This window comes from Paraburkholderia sprentiae WSM5005 (genome assembly GCF_001865575.2).
Classification (GTDB): Bacteria; Pseudomonadota; Gammaproteobacteria; order Burkholderiales; family Burkholderiaceae; genus Paraburkholderia; species Paraburkholderia sprentiae.
Genome location: NZ_CP017562.2, coordinates 937,898 through 955,028, shown reverse-complemented (window position 1 = coordinate 955,028; position 17,131 = coordinate 937,898). Strand labels below are relative to the sequence as shown.

The following is a 17,131-nucleotide window of genomic DNA, read 5'->3' as shown; positions in this document are numbered from 1 at the left end:
TCTAGTCCCGAAAAGATTCATAGACAGTCAGGGTGCGCAGCGCGCGATCCGGCCGCGACCACGCGTCGACCCCGACCCGCATGCGCCCGATGCGGCCTGCGAGTTCAGGTCGTGTCCGCACCTGAACCTTGATGACCGGATCGATGCGTCCGTCGACGAAATCCGTCACCACGGCGGACATCGCCAGAACGGCCGCCGCGCGGCGTTGCCACCGCTGAAATCCGTCCGCCTCGAGCGGCCCGATCACGATCTCGGCCGAGTACTGCACATCCCAGATCCGCGCGCCGAGCCGCCATCCGCCGAGCCGCCGCGCCTCGCTCGCCGCGGCTGCCACCGGAATCCAGCGGCCATGCCGCGGCACGACCCGCAGCGGCACACCGAAGTACGCGGCGAGCATCCGCTGTAGATCGGCGAGCGAGCGGCGCGGCGCGCAATACAGGCCGGGAAACGCTCGCCGGCAGGCGAGCGCGTGGTCCGCGAACGGCTCGGCGTCGACCGTCGAAGCCCGGCGCGCGTCGGCAAGCGCGGTCACGCGCTCGACGAACGGATGGCGTACGCGCTCGTAGCCGAGCACCGGATGCATCGACGACCATGCCGTGTAGTGCAGCCACGCGAGTTCGCCGCACGCGACGTTGATGAAGCGCTCGAACGCCGCGTTGCGCTCGAAGCGCTTTTCCTGCATCGCGTGCTCGGTCACGTGCAAAGGCAGCGGCCCATACGGCGCGAACAGCCCGAAGTAGCGTTGAATCACCGTGACCTGCGCACCGTCGCCGTCTTCGGCGAACTGCGGCAGTTCGGCATGCACGCGCTCGACCTCGGTGCCTGCGAAATGCATTGCCGCCGGCTGCTCGATGCGCAGCCACGTCGGCATGCGTCGCTTGCGGGTCGCACGCGTGCCGTGGCGGCGCTGCAGCGCCTCGACACGCCGCATCAATTCGAAGAACGTGCAGCGCGCGCTCAACGTCTTCGTCACGCGTTCGAGCGTCTTCATTGCAGTGTCCCGTCGCTCGTGGCCGTGTTGACGTGTGTGCTGATGGCTTCGCCATCGAGACGCACGACGATCTCGACGCCGTCGTTAAGCGTTGCCGACTCCGCCAATGCCTGCGCGAGCAGCCGCCCGAACAGCCAGCCGCCGCGATCCGCGTGCAGCGCTTGTGCAATGTCGATTTCGACGTGGGTCGCGCGCACCAGCGCGGTCGGCACCGTACGTCCGGCGGCGACGAAGCGCGAGTGCAACTCGACCGAGCGCAGGCTATCGAGCCGCTGGCGGTCGAGCGTTCCGTGCGCATCGCTCGCGAGCAGCAGCAGCTCGACGATGCGCGTCGTCACGTCCTGCCGCTGCGGGGCGCGCAGCGCGAGCGGATTGCGGCCGATATGCGACACCGCCTCCCAGCAGGCTTCGATGCCCGGCCGCGCGCGCGGCGCGCTCGCGGGCCACAGGCACTCCACGCGTCTCACGGCGGCCGGATCGAGCAGTTGCAACTCCGCATCGAGCAGCGCGCCCGGACGCCAGTCGCGATCCGCGACGAGCGCGCGGCCTGTGATCGTCGCGATATCGTCCGGCTCCAGCGCGTCGTCGGCCACAGAGATCGCGATGAGATCGTGGCTCGCGAGCGGATCGGGGCGTTCAGGGCGCGCACCGCCGCCGGGTAGCGTTTCCTCGCGCCGCATCCCGTAGCGGATCGCGCTTGCCTCGCCGTCGCAGCCGGCCGTCTCCAGCACCGAGCGCGCGCGGTGCGCGCGGCCGCTGCGCTCGCACACCGAGACCTCGCTCAGCGCCCACAGATGGTGCGCGGCGGGCCGCATCCGGTCGACCGGAATCCATTGCTCGGGCTGATTCGCGTCGTAAGGCACCGGATCGAACCGTTTGGAATACAGATTGATCGCCGGTGTCGCGAACAACCTGAACTGGCTCGCGTCGACGTCGCCGATCAGATCGCCGGGCGCGCCATGCAACGCAAAAAACAGTTCGAACGCACGCGCGGTGGGCGCCTTGGCCGCGATTGCCGCCAGGGCATCGAGGTAGACACCGAGCAGATGGGTCGGCTGCGCGAAATACTCGCGCAGCAGACGCAGGCCCGGCAGTCCACCGAACGTTTCGGGCAGCAACGCGTCCGCGGCATCGACGCCGGATAGCCGGATGCCAGACATCGGCAGCGTCAGCACTTCGTCGCCGCGATTCGTGGATACCAGCGCGAACCACGCGGTGGTGTCCGCAAGGAGTGCGCGATGCAGCGCATAGGCGCGCGGCAAGTCGCCCGCGAGACTCAGATGCAGCGGCGCGAATCCCTCGCGTTCACGCGACAGATCGGCCACCGATGCGCCGCCCTCGAGCTCGAACCTGAAGCGCAACACGGCCGCCGACGACGCAAGCCGCTGCGACAGCAACAACGGCACGCCGGTGATGCCGCGACTGCATTCGACCGAGCCGAGACGCAGCGGCAGCAGCGTGACGCTGCGTGCCGTCGAGAACATCACGGGCTGCTTGCGCCCCGGCAAATAGGCGGCAACGAGCGAGCCGCGCGGCAGCGTGTTGCCGCGAAACGCGTCGGGCGAGCTCACGTCCGGATGAAACGCGAACGTCGAAATCGCGGGTGTCGACGCCGTATAGAGCGGGCAGATCCGTTCCAGCGCCTGCTGGGCGAACTCGGCGCATTCGCGATCGAGGCGCCTATGCACGCGCGCCGAGAGATACGCGACGCCTTCGAGCAGCCGCTCGACGAACGGATCGGTGACGGCGTCCGGGTGCAGCCCGAGCGCCGACGCAACCTGCGGGTGCTCCCTCGCGAAACGGGCGCCCGAGTCGCGCAACTGGCGTAGCTCGTCGTTGTAGTGGTCGAGGAAGTTCATGGCCGGGCGCTGTTCATTGCTGGTCCGCGAGGCTGAAATAGCCGCTCAGATAGTCGAGCGCCAGGCTCGCGTTGAGCGCCGAACCGTCGGCTCGCGCTTTCATCGCCACGTCGAAGCAGATTGTCTGCGGCAGCCGCCGACGATTCTCCGTTCGGGCGCTGACCGTCGTGCTGCCGGGCGCGACGCGTGGCTCGAAGCGGCGGATCACCTCGCAGATGTGGGCGGCCACATGGGATGGATCGATCTTCGTCACACCCGCCTCCCGCATCGGCGGGCAGCCGAAGTTCAGTACCGAGTGCGCGGCCGGACTGTCGTGCGCGACGGGCATTCGCGCGCCGCGGATCGCATGATTCATCAGGTCGACGAGATGGTCGGCAACGACCTCCTCGAGCGAATGACGACGAATCCGTCTGGACAGCCGGTTATAGAGTTGAAGATCGCTCACGTGCGTATTCCCCGAGTGTTGTGGCGCGAGGCCACAACACTGTCCAAGTAGCCAGAAACTGGAACCTGCCGCCCGATCAGATCGGCGCGTTCAGCTTGAGGTCGTAGCCAGCCTTGATCACCGCGCCCATCGCGCCGTCGTTGCGCTGCTCGCGGTACTCGAACTCGATCCGGGCGAAGTTGATCCGGATCTCGTCTGTCGGCAGCACGCCGTCAATTTCGCCGCTGCCATGACCGAGCTGCGTAATCGGCATGTTGCCGAGCGTGCGGAACGACGACACCAGACCGCTGCCGAACGAGATCGTCAGGAAGTCCTGCTGACCCTTGCCGGATTTGCGGCAAATCAGCTTCGCGCTCGAAATGTGCTCGCCCGTCGCGCACATCAGGAACAGCTTCGGCGAGGCCTTGTTCGACACCATGCGAAACTCGAAGTCCTTCATCTCGACCTTGCCGGCCCCGCCACCGCTGCCGAAACCCCAGCGACCCGAGTTCTCTTCCGCCCACTGCCAGCTCTGGATCTGGATCAGACCCGGGTATTGCTGATCGGTCGACTCGCCCTCGACACCATCGATCTGCAAGAAGTAATCAACCAACGCATTTGCCATGACACGAACTCCTTATTCATAACAGGACTACATCTAAAAGACCGCTATGGATTCCGTCGCGGAACGGGTCGACGCCAACCCACGACGCTTCGAGCCCCCTGCTTCAGGCGGCGCCGCAACCGGCCCGACAGTGACGGCTCAGGTCGCCGCCTCTTGCCGCGTCGACGGAAGCTTCGAAACCAATCGGAGGGAAACGGTCAAACCCTCCAGTTGAAAGTGAGGGCGCAGGAAAAACTGCGCGCGGTAGTAGCCGGGGTTTTCCGCGATCTCGTCGACGACGACCTCCGCGGCCGACAGTGGACGCTGCGACTTCGTGACTTCGCTCGATATGCTCGGGTCGCCGTCCACGTAATTCATCAGCCAGTCGTTGAGCCAGCGCTGCGTGTCTTCGGCCGACTTGAACGAACCGATCTTGTCGCGCACGATGCACTTCAGGTAATGCGCGAAACGACAGGTCGCGAAGATATAAGGCAGACGCGACGACAGATTCGCGTTCGCCGTTGCATCGTCGTCCTCGTAAACCGCGGGACGATGCACGGTCTTCGCGCCGATGAACGCCGCGGTATCCGAGTTCTTGCGGTACACGAGCGGCATCAGGCCGGACTCGGACAACTCGTGCTCGCGCCGGTCCGAGATGGCGATTTCGGTCGGACAGTGCAAGTCGACCTCGCGGTCCTGCGACGGCAGCATGAACTTCGGCAGCACCTCGACCGCTCCCCCCGACTCGACACCGCGAATCTTGGTGCACCAGCCGTATGTCTTGAAAGCGCGGGTAATGTTGACGCCCATCGCATAGGCCGAATTGGCCCAGCAAAAATCTTCCGATCGCGTCGAATCGACTTTTTCCTCGAAGCCGAACTCTTCGACCGACTGCGTCGCGGCGCCGTACGGAACGCGCGCGAGAAAGCGCGGCAGCGTGAGCGCCAGATAGCGTGAGTCGTTGCTTTCGCGCAGACGCCGCCACGATGCATATTCCGTCGACGTGAAGATCTTCGACACATCGCGCGGATTCGACAGCTCGCTCCAGTCGTCCATCTGCAGCAGGCCCGGCGCGGCGGCCGCGATAAACGGCGCGTGCGCGGCCGCGGCGATCTTCGATATCTCGGTCAGGATCGACACGTCCTGCATGCTGTGATCGAACTGGTAGTCGCCGATCAGGCAGGCGAACGGCTCGCCGCCGAACTGGCCGTACTCCTGTTCGTAGATCATTTTGAAAATGGGACTTTGATCCCGCACGACGCCTTTGAAGCGCCGCAGCGTCTTGCCGAGATCCGTTTTCGACACGTTGAGGTAGCGAATTTTCAGGTTCTCGCTCGTGTCGGTATTCGACACGAGATAGTGCAACCCGCGCCACGCGCCTTCGAGACTCTGGAATCGCTTGTTGTGCAGCACCAGCGTCAGTTGGCCGGAAATTTTTCTGTCCAGCTCGGCGACGAGTTGCTCGATGGTCTGCGCGACGTCTTCATGAATGACGACCTTGTTGCGTCGCGCATGCGTCAGCAAAGTGCCGACGGCATTCTGCACGGCCTCGGCGGCTTCGTTGGTCCGTGGTCGGAACGAACGGTGCAGGATTTCCTTCAGATCGTCGTCGACGTTCTGCCGTTCGACGACCGCTTTCGCGGCCGAAGCGTCAAACTGCTGCATGGTCATTTCGTCTCCGCGTCCGTTTGTTGTCCGAGACTCTCGCCTTGATCGCCGGACGGCGCATCAGTGCCGGAGAGGTCCGTCCATTGCGGATTCGTCAGCAGTTCATGAATGAGATCTTCCGCCGCGGCCTTGCCGTCCATGTAGGTGAGCAGTTCCTTGAGCCGGTTGCGTGCCTCCAGCAGCGTCGACAGTTCGGGGATACGCTTGACGACCGCCGCGGGCTCGAATGACTCCATCGACGTGAACGTGAGGTCGATCGGAATGAGCGTGCCGTCGTTGGTCAGCACGTTCTTGACGTGGTAGCTCAGGGACGGCGCGATCTGCGCCATGCGCTCGTCGAAATTCTCGACGCCGATTTCCTGGAAGCGCCGATCCTCGACAGCGCCGAGCGGCTCGACGTTGTCGCCGGACAGATCCGCCATCACGCCGGCGACGAACGGCAGCTCGACCTTCTTCTGCGATCCGTAAACCTCGACGTCGTATTCGATCTGTACGCGGGGCGCGCGACTTTCCCCGATGAATTTCTGTCCATCCTTTTGCCGTACCATGATGAGCAAGTCCTCTATACGAAGTTGTTCACGTTATTTGATGGAACTCTGCGGCCGGTTCAGCTGGGCCACCAGCGAGGCCGCCTCGGGATAGAGCTCCGCCATCACCTCCTCGAAACCCGAGCCCAGCATTCTCTGAATCCGCGACAGGAAGATCGGCGCCGGATGACTCGGCTCATGTACGCGAAAGTATTCGACGATCCGCTCGAGCGCCGCGCCGACCTCCCGGCGCGTTTTCAGCGCACCGCCGGGGCAGGCTGGTTCCGGCCGCGGCGCATCGGCCCGCGGCTGCGTGATCGATGCGGGTGCCGGTTTCGCCGCCGGTGCATCCGTCTGCGCAAGACGCGACGCGGCAACATCCAGCAAATCGAGCGCACGGGACAGGTCGAGGTCCTGCCCGATCGCGACAACCGATTTCATGACGGCAGACAGCGAATCCCGGATGTCCTGCACAACAGCCATGATTTTCGCGTCGTCACCATCCTCCGCGCTCGACGCAGCTCGTCCACTGACGAGATCGTTGAGTGTCTCTTCGCGGTTCGCGAGCCGGGCACTACCCAGTTGATGCACGAACTGCGGCCCGGCGATCCAGCCCAGATGAATCAGCAGCGCTTCCTCGTGTGACTCGCCGGCCAGCGCGCGGGGGTGCAATTCATCGACGGGCGCGCGCATTAGATCCGCCAGCAACCTGACGCCGTCGGCCAAACCGGCCAGGCCACGCCGCGCGATGCATGCGCGCAGGTGCCAGATCGCAACCCGCACGTCTTTCGCTTTTTCCAGCAGCGCCGCGCACGCGGTTTCCACGGAAGCCCATTGAAACGCGCTTTCTCCTTTACGCTGAGGCACCAGACCGACAGCGTCGTATTCGCAAATGGCGGCGTCGATTTTTATAAAATCCTCGTCGAAATCGAGCGAATCCGGAAAATACTCCGATACCAATTGATGCTGCGTCATATATTGCGGCTGCCGTCCATGTGGTATTCGAGTTCTGTGACATCAGGCGAGCGTCGGTCCAATGCATTCGCCTCATAGCGCATGCACCGCGGGGAATATCTTCGGGAAGAGTCTGGAATCGAATCGAGAAAATCGAATTCGATTCGACTCTCCATTTGGATTCATTCCATTTATCTCGCGCATGTCTCCGTTGAATATGCTCGTTACATGAGAGCAATCTATCAACGCGAAAAACGCGAGTTGTGAAGAATTGAAAAGTTAACGATATTTGGCATTGCGCCGGCCGCATACGCGACGGCCGAACCCGGTGCGCGAGCCGCGCGCTACGCCTCGTCGTCGGTGCTGCCCGTCAGCGCGCGCCGCGCAGCTTCGCCCTGCTCATGCGACGCCGAGTAAAACACGCGTGCCCGGCCGATCACGATCTTCAGTGTGGCAATCACGGGCACCGCGAGAAAAATCCCCGCGACGCCGCCCAACTGGTCGCCCGCTAGCAGTCCGACGATCACCAGAAACGGACTGACCTCGACGCCTTCACTCATCAGGTACGGATTGAGCACATAGTCCTGGAACAGCCGGTACAGCGCGATAAAAATCACCAGCCACAAGAGGTGCGGGTAGCCGCTGAACACCGCGACCACGAGCGTGATCGCGACCGCTGCAAGCGGCCCCGCGAACGGCACGAATTCGAGCAGCCCCGCGCTGACCGCGAGCAGAAACGCGTACGGCACGCCGAGCAGCGAGAACGCGACGCCGTAGCTGAACAGCGTGGCGAGAGACAGAAACAGCAGCGCGCGCACGTACTTCGAAAGCAGCACGTTCAGATCGTCGACGATGTCGTTCCACAGCACGCGATGCCGCTTGTTCAGCAACGCGAGAAACGCGTCGCGCATGCGTTCGCCGTCCTTGATCAGCAGGAAGCTCAGGATCGGAATCAGCACCAGATAGATCAGGTTGCTCACCGCATGGACGACGCCGAGCCCGAGGCTGCGCGCGAACGGCACGGCCTTGTCGGAGCCGGTCTCGATCTGGCCGCGCACGAAATCGACGATCCGCTCACGCAGCGGTTCGAGAAAATGCGGCAGTGGTAGACGGTTCGGCACATCGGTGCGCAGCAGCGCGGGCAATTGCGTGACGAGGCGCGTCGCCTGATCCTGCAATTCCACGCCGAATACCGAACCGGCCACTGCGATCAGCCCGACCACCACGACGAACACCAACGCGATCGACGCGACGCGCGGCACGCGGCGCGGCCTCACGCGTTCCACCAGCGTCACCATCGGGTACATCAGATAGCTGAAAAACACCGCGAACACGACGACGAGCACCGTCGTCGAGGCCTTATAGATGAGCAGAAACAGCAGCGCGATCAGAAACGCAGTCCAGACTTTTCTGGCCGCGCCGACGTCGAATCCCAGCATGAAGCGTCCTCGAATGGGCGATGCGGTCTGGCGCGAAAACCGCGCCGGCTGACTGCGGACCGTATCAGAAATCCATGCGATGCAAGTGTCGAGCGCCGCGCCGCGAGGCCGCGACGTGGCAAGCACCGAGGGCGTGCGCGGCGCTGCGCAGGTGGTGCGTCAATGCACGGCTTGCGTGCCTGAAATGATGCGCCCGGAACCGGGGCAGGTGAGATACGGTAGGTGAAATTGCGGCGCGCTAAGTTTTCACACGCTGTCGCATCGCTTCAGCTTCTTCTGCGATTCTCGCCTGGATGCGCCCGGCAATTTTTTCGGCCGCTCCTTCGGCCTGCTTCGCACGATTGCCGGTGACCTTGCCGATCGCTTCCTTGACGGAGCCCTTGAGCTCCTTCGCTGTACCTTCTACACGGTTCCTGTCCATGGTGCCTTCCTGCTAGGTTGACTGTGGAGTTGCCTGCTGGCGTTGCAACGAAACAGCCAATGTACGGCGCGACGCGCCTTGTTATGGCGCGGATCGCTTCGCCAGATGCGATCCGCGTCGGAGCAACGTGAAAAGTCCTAGCATGCCGCGTTCCCGGTTTCAGTACGACGTGCGTCGTCATCTCAAACTGACGGCGTCTTTCGCGACGTGAAAGATGTGCCTGAGAAATTGCTCGTTCTTTGCACCGTTCAAGAGATTCCCCAGCGGTCGATTTTCCGCGCGCGGGAACGCAGGATGTCGGCTTTCACGATGTCCTCTGGCACCGCATAGTAAATCCGATAACCCGCCGTCGGACACAGCGGTAGTGCAACACTTCGTAACAGCGCCCCAACCGTCAATTGGCGCACGTAGTCTGTGCGCCAGACCACAATCGGCGGAGGACTGCCGATAACCGCGCGCCGAGCGCCACGATGCCAGGCAGACCTAAGGGCGGGCGCGCTTCAGGTGGACGCCGGGACCGCGCAGCGGCACTTCGCAGGGCGCTCATCGCCCGGCCTCGCGCGGTGCATGATTGCTCTGCCAGCGCGGCGCGCGTTTTTCGAGGAACGCATTGACGCCCTCGCGCTGATCGGCGCCATCGAACAGATCGACGAAACGCTCGCGTTCGAGCGCGAGCGCGGCGGCGCGCGGCACGCCATGCCGCGCCTGATGGATCAGCTCCTTGCTGAAGCTCACCGCCTGCGGGCTCAAACCGGTGACGCGCTGCGCCATGTTCAGCGCAGCTTCTCGCGCTGCACCGCGCTCCACCACTTCTTCGACGAGACCGATGCGCAGCGCGCTCGCCGCATCGACGCGCTCGCCGGTCAGCATCATCCGCTTGGCCCAGCCTTCGCCGACGAGCCACGGCAGCGTCTGCGTACCGCAGCCGCATGGCAGCAAACCCACCGCGGTCTCGGGCAACGCCAGCACCGCATGCTGCTCGGCGATGCGGATATCGCATGCGAGCGCGCATTCGAGACCGCCGCCCATCGCAAAGCCGTTGAGCGCCGCAATCACGACGGGCCGCGCGTTCTGCAGCGTTTCGAACGCCGCGCCGAAACGCGCCGCCGCGGTACGCGCGACGTCGCGATCGCCGTCGGCGAATGCGTTCAGATCAGCGCCCGCGCTGAAGAACTTCGGGCCGTCGCCGGTGATGACGAGCGCGCGCACGTGCGCATCCGCATTCAGCTGCTCGACGGTGCGCTGCAATTGCAGCAGGCCCTCGGGCGTGAAGGCGTTGGCGGGCGGCCGTTTCAGCGTGATGACTGCGACGGCGCCGTCGTGCGCGTAATCGAGCTCGATCATTGCGCACCTGCCTCACCGCCAGCGCCGCGCTCTCGCGAGCGGTATAGCTTGATCACCGCCGAGAAGTCCAGCCGTCCCGCGCCGTTCGTGCTCATCGTTTGATAAAGCTGCTGCGCAAGCGCGCCGAGATAGACCGGCTGACGCACGCTGCGTGCGGCATCGGTGGCAAGGCCAAGATCTTTCAGCATCAGATCGGTGCCGAAGCCGCCGGTGTAGCCGCGCGACGACGGCGCGGTTTCGATCACGCCCGGCATCGGGTTATACGTGTCCGAACTCCAGCAGCGCCCGGTCGACGTATTGATGATGCTGCCGAGCACTTTCGGATCGATACCGAGCGCCTCGCCGAGCGACATCGCCTCCGCGACGCCCGCCATCGAGATGCCGAGCACGAGGTTGTTGCAGATCTTCGCGACCTGGCCGGTGCCGGTGCCGCCGCAATGGACGATGTTTTTGCCCATCGCCGACAGAACCGGCTTGACCTGTTCGTAAGCATCCACGCTGCCGCCGACCATGAAGGTCAGCGTGCCCGCCGCCGCGCCGCCGGTGCCGCCGGACACCGGCGCATCGACGAAGCTGTTGCCATGGGCCATGGCGAGTTCCGCAAACGCTTTTACGCTGGCGGGATCGATCGTGCTCGAATCGATGATCGGCACCCCCGGCGCGATGCCGGCGAGGACGCCGTCGTCCGCGACCAGCACGCTGCGAACGTGCGCCGCGGCGGGCAGCATCGTGATCACGCATTCGACTTCGCTCGCGGCGGCCTGCGGTGAGCGAGCGGCCTGCGCGCCCGCATCGACGAGCGTGCGCACGGCCTGCACGCTGAGGTCGAACACGTTGAGCGCGTGGCCCGCCTTCAGCAGGTTCAGCGCCATCGGCGCGCCCATGTTGCCGAGTCCGATAAAGCCTATTTTCATGGTGTCGTCTCCGGGTGTGCCCTCAGTGCCATCAATGCAGGCGGATCGTCGTGTTCACGCCGTCGTTGACGGTATCGTCGTCGAACCAGCGTGCGGTAACCGTCTTCGTTTGCGTATAGAACTGCACGACCTGCTTGCCGTACGGACCGAGATCGCCGAGCTTCGAGCCGCGCGAACCGGTGAAGCTGAAAAACGGCACCGGCACCGGAATCGGAATGTTGATGCCGACCTGGCCGATATCGATCTCGCTCTGGAACTTGCGCGCGGCCGCGCCGCTTTGCGTGAACAGACCGACGCCATTGCCGAACGGGTTGGCATTGACGAGCGCGATCGCATCGTCGAGCGTGGCGACGTTGAGCACCGCGAGTACCGGCCCGAAGATTTCGGTGCGGTAGATTTCCATGTCGGCCGTCACGTCGGTGAACACGGTGGGGCCGATGAAGTTGCCCTGCTCGTAGCCGCGCACGTTCACGTCGCGGCCATCGAGTGCGAGCGTCGCGCCTTCGTTCACGCCGGCGTCGATCAGATCGAGAATGCGCTGCTTGGCGGCGCGCGACACGACCGGCCCGACATCGGTGCCCGGCTCGTGACCCGCGTTGACCTTCAGCGTCTTCGCCTTCGCGACGAGCTCGGGCAGCCACGCGCGCGCCGCGCCGACCAGCACCGCCACCGAGGTCGCCATGCAGCGCTGCCCGGCCGCGCCGAACGCGGCGCCGGCGAGCGCGTTGAGCGTCTGCTCGCGGTTGGCGTCGGGCAGCACGACCGCATGGTTCTTCGCGCCCATCATCGATTGGACGCGCTTGCCGTGCTCGCTGCCGAGGCGATACACGTGCGTGCCGACCGCCGTCGAGCCGACGAACGAAATCGCCTTCACCCGTTCATGCGTGCACAGTGCATCGACCACTTCCTTGCCGCCGTGCACGACGTTCAGCACGCCCTTTGGCACCCCGGCTTCGAGCGCAAGCTCGACCAGTTGCATCGTCGACAGCGGGTCCTGCTCGGACGGCTTCAGCACGAAGGTGTTGCCGCACACGAGCGCCATCGGAAACATCCACAGCGGGATCATCGCGGGAAAATTGAACGGCGTGATGCCCACGCACACGCCGAGCGGCTGGCGCAGCGTGTAAGTATCCACGCCACCGGCGACGTTCTCGGCGAATTCTCCCTGCTGCAACGTGCCGATCGAACACGCGTGCTCGACGACTTCGAGACCGCGGAAGATGTCGCCCTCGGCATCGGGAATCGTCTTGCCCTGCTCGGCCGACAGCGTCTTCGCAATGCGCGGCAGATGCTCGCGAATCAGCGCCTGGTACTTCAGCATGATGCGCATGCGCGCGCCGATCGGCGTGTTTTTCCACGTCTTGTACGCCGCATGCGCGCTGCGCACCGCTGCGTCGACTTCCGCGACGGTCGCGAACGGCACGCGCGCGAGTACCGCCTGGGTGGCCGGGTTCACGATGTCGCGCCACTCGGTCGTGTTCGATTCGACGAACTCGCCGTTAATCAGCAGTTTGACGGTGGCGACTTCGGTGGCAACGTTGCGGCCGATCTCGTTCGAAGCAAAGGTGCTCATACTGAAACTCCTGTGATGAGAAAACAGTGCCCCGACGCGTTGAATCCGAAGCTCGAATTCGACGCGTGCGGTTCAACCCGGGGCCGCAAAACAGCAACAGCGAGGAATAAAGACAATCAACGCAGCTCGGGAAAATCCTCTTCCCAGTACTCGTCGGGCAGACGCGCGGGCTCGGCCGCGCGCTCCATTTCGCGGCGCCGCAGCTCGACGCGGCGGATCTTGCCGGAGATCGTCTTCGGCAGTTCGCTGAATTGCAGACGGCGAATTCGCTTGTACGGCGCGAGTTTTTCGCGCGAGAACGCGAACACCGCGCGCGCGAGTTCGGGACCGGCTTCATAGCCGTGACGTACCGTGACGAACGCCTTCGGCACCGACAGACGCAACGCGTCCGCGCTCGGCACGACGGCCGCCTCGCCGATCGCCTCGTGTTCGATCAGCACGCTTTCGAGTTCGAACGGACTGAGCCGGTAGTCGGACGACTTGAACACGTCGTCCGAGCGGCCGACGTACACGTAGGAGCCGTCATCGCGGCGCAGCGCGACGTCCGACGTGCGATAGAAGCCGTTGCGCATCGACTGCGCGGTGGCGGTGGCGTTGTTTGCGTAACCCGTCATCAGGCCGAGCGGCCGTTCGACGAGCGGCAGCGCGATTTCGCCTTCGCCTGCCGGCTGGTCGTCGGCGTCGAGCAGTTCGACCCGGTAGCCCGGCAGCGGGCGCCCCATCGAGCCGGGCACGACCGGCTGGCCTGGTGAATTGCCGATCTGGCAGGTCGTTTCGGTCTGGCCGTAGCCGTCGCGAATCGTGATGCCCCACGCGTGCTTGACGCGCTCGATGATCTCCGGATTCAGCGGTTCGCCCGCGCCGACGATCTCGCGCAACTTCACCGCATAGTCGCCGAGCCGCTCCTGCACGAGCATGCGCCAGACGGTCGGCGGCGCGCACAGCGTGGTGACGTTAAAGCGCACGAGCGCGGCGAGTGCGTCTCGCGGCACGAAGCGCGCGGAATTGAACACGAACACGCAGGCCTGCGCGTTCCACGGCGCGAAGAAGCAGCTCCACGCGTGCTTGGCCCAGCCCGGCGAACTGATGTTCCAATGAATGTCGCCCGGTTGCAGGCCGATCCAGTACATCGTCGATAGATGTCCGACCGGATAGCTCTGATGCGTATGCTCGACGAGCTTCGGCTTCGAGGTGGTGCCGGACGTGAAGTACAGCAGCAGCGGATCGCTGGCGCGGGTGACGCCGTCTGGCGTGAAATGCGGCGAAGCCTCGTACGCGGCGCCGACATCGATCCAGCCGTCACGCGGCGCGCCGACCGAGAAGCGGGTGAGCGGCAGGTCGAGCGCATCGAATTTGCCCGACTCCGCGCTGTCGACCACCACGAACTTCGCGCCGCCGATCTGCACGCGCTCGCGCACATCGTCGGCGGATAGTTGCGTGGTGGCGGGCAGCACGATCGCGCCGAGCTTCATCGCGGCGAGCATCACGTCCCATAGCTCGACGCGGTTCGGCAGCATCAGCAGCACGCGATCGCCACGACCGACGCCCGCGCCGCGCAGAAAGTTCGCCATCCGTGACGAGCGTTCCGACATCTGCGCGTACGACAGCCGCAGGCCGTCGCTGGAAGGATCGTCGACGATCCATAGCGCCGGGTCGTCGTTGTCACGCGCGATCGCGTCGAAGTAGTCGAGCGCCCAGTTGAACTCGCCAAGCACGGGCCACGCGAATTCGCGGTACGCGCGCTGGTAGTCGGTGCGGTGGCGCACTAGCAGATCGCGCGCGTCGAGAAAGGCTTTCGCTGCTGTCATCGTCGTCTCCTGTCGACCAGAGTTAGCGCTTTAGCGCTTACTCTGGTCCCATGCAACCTCGTTGCGGTTTCGCTCGGTCTTTTTCTGTGGCCGCCGGCTTTCGCCGGGTGGCCGCTGCGGTGCCTCAACGAACACCCTCGGCCAGGCTATTGTGCGCTCAAACGGCAGGCACCAACGCCACCGTCAAACGTGGCGCGCGATCACCATCCGCTGGACTTCGCTCGTGCCTTCGTAGATCTGCGTGATACGCGCATCGCGGTAGTGGCGCTCCACCGCGTAGTCCTCCAGATAGCCGTAGCCGCCATGAATCTGAATCGCGTTCGAGCAGACCTCTTCGGCCAGTTCCGATGCAAACAGCTTCGCTTGCGACGCCTCCGACAGACACGGCCGCCCCGCCGAGCGCAGCCGTGCGGCGTGATGCACGAGCAGGCGCGCGGCGTTCAGCCGCGTCGCCATGTCGGCGAGCATGTTCGCGATCGTCTGGTGGTCCTTCAGCGGCTTGCCGAACTGTTGGCGCTCGCTTGCGTAACGGCGCGCGGCATCGAACGCGGCGCGCGCAATGCCGACCGCCTGCGCGGCAATGCCGATGCGCCCGCCTTCGAGATTCGACAGCGCGATGCGCAGACCCTCGCCCGGCTCGCCGAGCAGATTGGCCTCGGGCACCGCGCAGTGATCGAGCGAGATCGGGCAGGTATCGGACGCGCGAATGCCGAGCTTGTGCTCGGGCCGGCCGACGTCGAAGCCCGGCGTCGCGGTCGGCACGATGAAGGCGGACAGGCCCCGCTTGCCGCGCTCGGGGTCGGTGACAGCGAACACGATCGCGAGCCCGGCGCGCGCGCCGTTGGTCACGAATTGCTTGCTGCCGCTCAGAATCCACTGCCCGTCGCGCAGCGCCGCGCGGGTGCGCAGATTGTTTGCCTCGGAGCCCGCCTGCGGCTCGGTCAGGCAAAACGCGCCGATCGTGCGGCCACTGGCAAGCTCGCGCAGATAGCGGTCTTTCTGCGCGGCGCTGCCGAAGTTAAGAATCGGCGCGCAGCCGACCGAGTTGTGCACGCTCATCAGCGTCGCGCAGGCGGCGCAGCCGGCCGCGATCTCTTCGAGCGCGAGCGCGTAGGCGACGTAGTCGGTGTAGGAGCCGCCCCACTCGGCCGGCACCATCATGCCCAGAAGGCCGAGTTCGCCCATCTGCGCGACGACCTCGGCCGGTAGTTGCGCGTCGCGATCCCATTGGGCCGCGTGCGGTGCGAGGCATTCGGTCGCGAAGTCGCGCGCGGCGTCGCGAATCATCCGTTGTTCGTCGGTATAGAAGCTGTCCATGACTGCGTCCTCGTGGGTGCTCGCGGCCGCGTTGGCGCTCGCGGTGATGCGGCAAGTGTAGGCAAGCGGCTCGTGCCGCTCGATGCTCGCTGCGCTCATTCTTGCTGAGCGCTTTGGCCATACTGCTACCATGCGTACGCACGGCGCCTCGACCCGAGTGGGGCTCCGCAACCCGCGAGCCAGCGCATGCTGAGCGCTTTTGCCAGAGCAACCGAATTCCGATGAAAAGCGACAAGGGCACGATCTCCGTCACTCTGGTCGAGGAAACGCTCGCGCTCGCGAGCTTGCGCGGCCTCGATGCGCGCGCGCTCGCCGAAGCCGTCGGTATCGCCGCGCCGATGCTCGCGTCGCCGAAAAGCCGCGTGTCGTCGACGCAATACGGTGCGCTGTGGACCGGCATCGCACGCGCACTCGACGACGAGTTCTTCGGCCAGGACTCGCATCCGATGAAAAGCGGCAGCTTCATCGCGATGACACAGACGGCGCTCGGCGCGCGCGACGGCGCGCAGGCGCTCGCGCGCGCGGTTGGCTTCATGCGGCTCGTGCTCGACGATCTCGGCGCGACCATCGACATCGACGCGCAGCGCGTGCGCCTGAAGTTCGTCGAACGCGCGGGCACGCGCAAGCCGGCGATGTTCGCTTACGCGACGTATTTCATCCTCGTGTACGGGCTCGTGTGCTGGCTGGTCGGCCGGCGCATTCCATTGCTCGAAGCGCGCTTTCGCTGCGGCGCGCCGCCGGCCGCGCACGAATACCGGCTGATGTTTTGCGAACACATGTATTTCGACGAGCCCGAGTCGTACGTCGATCTCGACCCAGCGTTTCTGCAGCTGCCGGTGATCCAGACCACGCGCTCGGCGCGTATGTTTCTGCGTGACGCGCCGGGCAGCTTCATCGTCAAGTACCGCAATGCGGGCTCGCTCGCCGCGCGCGTGCGCAAGACGCTGCGCGCGCTACCGATGTCGGGCTGGCCCGCCGCCGATCAGATGGCCGCGCGCCTGCACGTCGCCGAGGCGACGATGCGGCGGCATCTGAAGCAGGAGGGCCATACGTATCAGTCGATCAAGGACGCGCTGCGGCGCGACATCGCAATCGCCGAATTGCAGCGCACGCAACGCACGATCGCCGACATCGCGAACGCGGTCGGCTTCGCGGAGCCGAGCGCGTTTCACCGCGCGTTCCGCAAATGGACCGGCATGCGGCCGAGCGACTATCGGCCAGCCCGGGCAACGGGGTTCGATCTAACGCGACGCGCCGAATCGGACTAAGCTTTAAGCGGCAACCGGCC

At 64.9% G+C, this 17,131-nt stretch carries 15 protein-coding genes; 1 reads left to right on the top strand and 14 read right to left on the bottom strand.

The window, feature by feature from the left end; genetic code table 11:
* Window position 1: 1 nt before the first annotated feature.
* The 14 genes from tssG to BJG93_RS21115 form a co-directional block, all read right to left on the bottom strand.
* A complete protein-coding gene (gene tssG / locus BJG93_RS21180; protein ID WP_027196209.1) occupies window positions 2-991 on the bottom strand; it encodes a type VI secretion system baseplate subunit TssG in 990 nt (329 codons plus the stop codon).
* Entirely contained in the window at window positions 988-2,850 is a 1,863-nt protein-coding gene (gene tssF, locus BJG93_RS21175; protein WP_027196208.1) for a type VI secretion system baseplate subunit TssF, read from the bottom strand. The genes tssG and tssF overlap by 4 nt, the downstream gene beginning before the upstream one ends.
* 13 nt (window positions 2,851-2,863) lie before the next feature.
* A complete protein-coding gene (locus tag BJG93_RS21170) occupies window positions 2,864-3,295 on the bottom strand; it encodes a GPW/gp25 family protein (protein ID WP_027196207.1) in 432 nt (143 codons plus the stop codon).
* A 76-nt stretch (window positions 3,296-3,371) separates the two neighbouring features.
* Window positions 3,372-3,899 carry an Hcp family type VI secretion system effector gene (locus tag BJG93_RS21165; protein WP_027196206.1) on the bottom strand — a complete coding sequence of 176 codons (528 nt, stop codon included), beginning with the start codon at window positions 3,897-3,899 and terminating at the stop codon, window positions 3,372-3,374.
* Between the two features lie 138 nt (window positions 3,900-4,037).
* Entirely contained in the window at window positions 4,038-5,543 is a 1,506-nt protein-coding gene (gene tssC / locus BJG93_RS21160) for a type VI secretion system contractile sheath large subunit (protein ID WP_027196205.1), read from the bottom strand.
* 2 nt (window positions 5,544-5,545) lie between these two features.
* Window positions 5,546-6,094 carry a type VI secretion system contractile sheath small subunit gene (gene tssB, locus BJG93_RS21155; RefSeq protein ID WP_051374309.1) on the bottom strand — a complete coding sequence of 183 codons (549 nt, stop codon included), beginning with the start codon at window positions 6,092-6,094 and terminating at the stop codon, window positions 5,546-5,548.
* A gap of 33 nt (window positions 6,095-6,127) precedes the next feature.
* Window positions 6,128-7,048 carry a type VI secretion system protein TssA gene (locus tag BJG93_RS21150; protein ID WP_034478310.1) on the bottom strand — a complete coding sequence of 307 codons (921 nt, stop codon included), beginning with the start codon at window positions 7,046-7,048 and terminating at the stop codon, window positions 6,128-6,130.
* A gap of 323 nt (window positions 7,049-7,371) precedes the next feature.
* On the bottom strand, window positions 7,372-8,466 hold the full coding sequence (locus BJG93_RS21145; RefSeq protein ID WP_027196203.1) for an AI-2E family transporter: 1,095 nt from the start codon (window positions 8,464-8,466) through the stop codon (window positions 7,372-7,374).
* Between the two features lie 238 nt (window positions 8,467-8,704).
* Window positions 8,705-8,887: a CsbD family protein gene (locus tag BJG93_RS21140; protein WP_027196202.1), complete on the bottom strand. Its 183-nt coding sequence runs from the start codon at window positions 8,885-8,887 to the stop codon at window positions 8,705-8,707.
* Window positions 8,888-9,430: 543 nt separating this feature from the next.
* Window positions 9,431-10,231, bottom strand: a complete 801-nt coding sequence (locus BJG93_RS21135) for an enoyl-CoA hydratase (protein WP_027196201.1) — start codon at window positions 10,229-10,231, stop codon at window positions 9,431-9,433.
* The gene (gene mmsB / locus BJG93_RS21130; RefSeq protein WP_027196200.1) at window positions 10,228-11,145 is read right to left on the bottom strand and encodes a 3-hydroxyisobutyrate dehydrogenase; all 918 of its coding nucleotides are present in this window, start codon (window positions 11,143-11,145) and stop codon (window positions 10,228-10,230) included. The genes BJG93_RS21135 and mmsB overlap by 4 nt, the downstream gene beginning before the upstream one ends.
* Window positions 11,146-11,176: 31 nt before the next feature.
* Window positions 11,177-12,718 carry a CoA-acylating methylmalonate-semialdehyde dehydrogenase gene (locus BJG93_RS21125; protein ID WP_034478305.1) on the bottom strand — a complete coding sequence of 514 codons (1,542 nt, stop codon included), beginning with the start codon at window positions 12,716-12,718 and terminating at the stop codon, window positions 11,177-11,179.
* A gap of 116 nt (window positions 12,719-12,834) precedes the next feature.
* Window positions 12,835-14,526 carry an AMP-binding protein gene (locus tag BJG93_RS21120; RefSeq protein ID WP_027196198.1) on the bottom strand — a complete coding sequence of 564 codons (1,692 nt, stop codon included), beginning with the start codon at window positions 14,524-14,526 and terminating at the stop codon, window positions 12,835-12,837.
* A gap of 183 nt (window positions 14,527-14,709) precedes the next feature.
* A complete protein-coding gene (locus BJG93_RS21115; RefSeq protein WP_027196197.1) occupies window positions 14,710-15,843 on the bottom strand; it encodes an acyl-CoA dehydrogenase family protein in 1,134 nt (377 codons plus the stop codon).
* A 221-nt stretch (window positions 15,844-16,064) separates the two neighbouring features.
* Here BJG93_RS21115 and BJG93_RS21110 point away from each other — a divergent pair, with 221 nt between their 5' ends.
* Complete coding sequence (locus tag BJG93_RS21110; protein WP_027196196.1) at window positions 16,065-17,111, top strand: AraC family transcriptional regulator; 1,047 nt, start codon at window positions 16,065-16,067, stop codon at window positions 17,109-17,111.
* The last annotated feature ends 20 nt before the right edge of the window (window positions 17,112-17,131 follow it).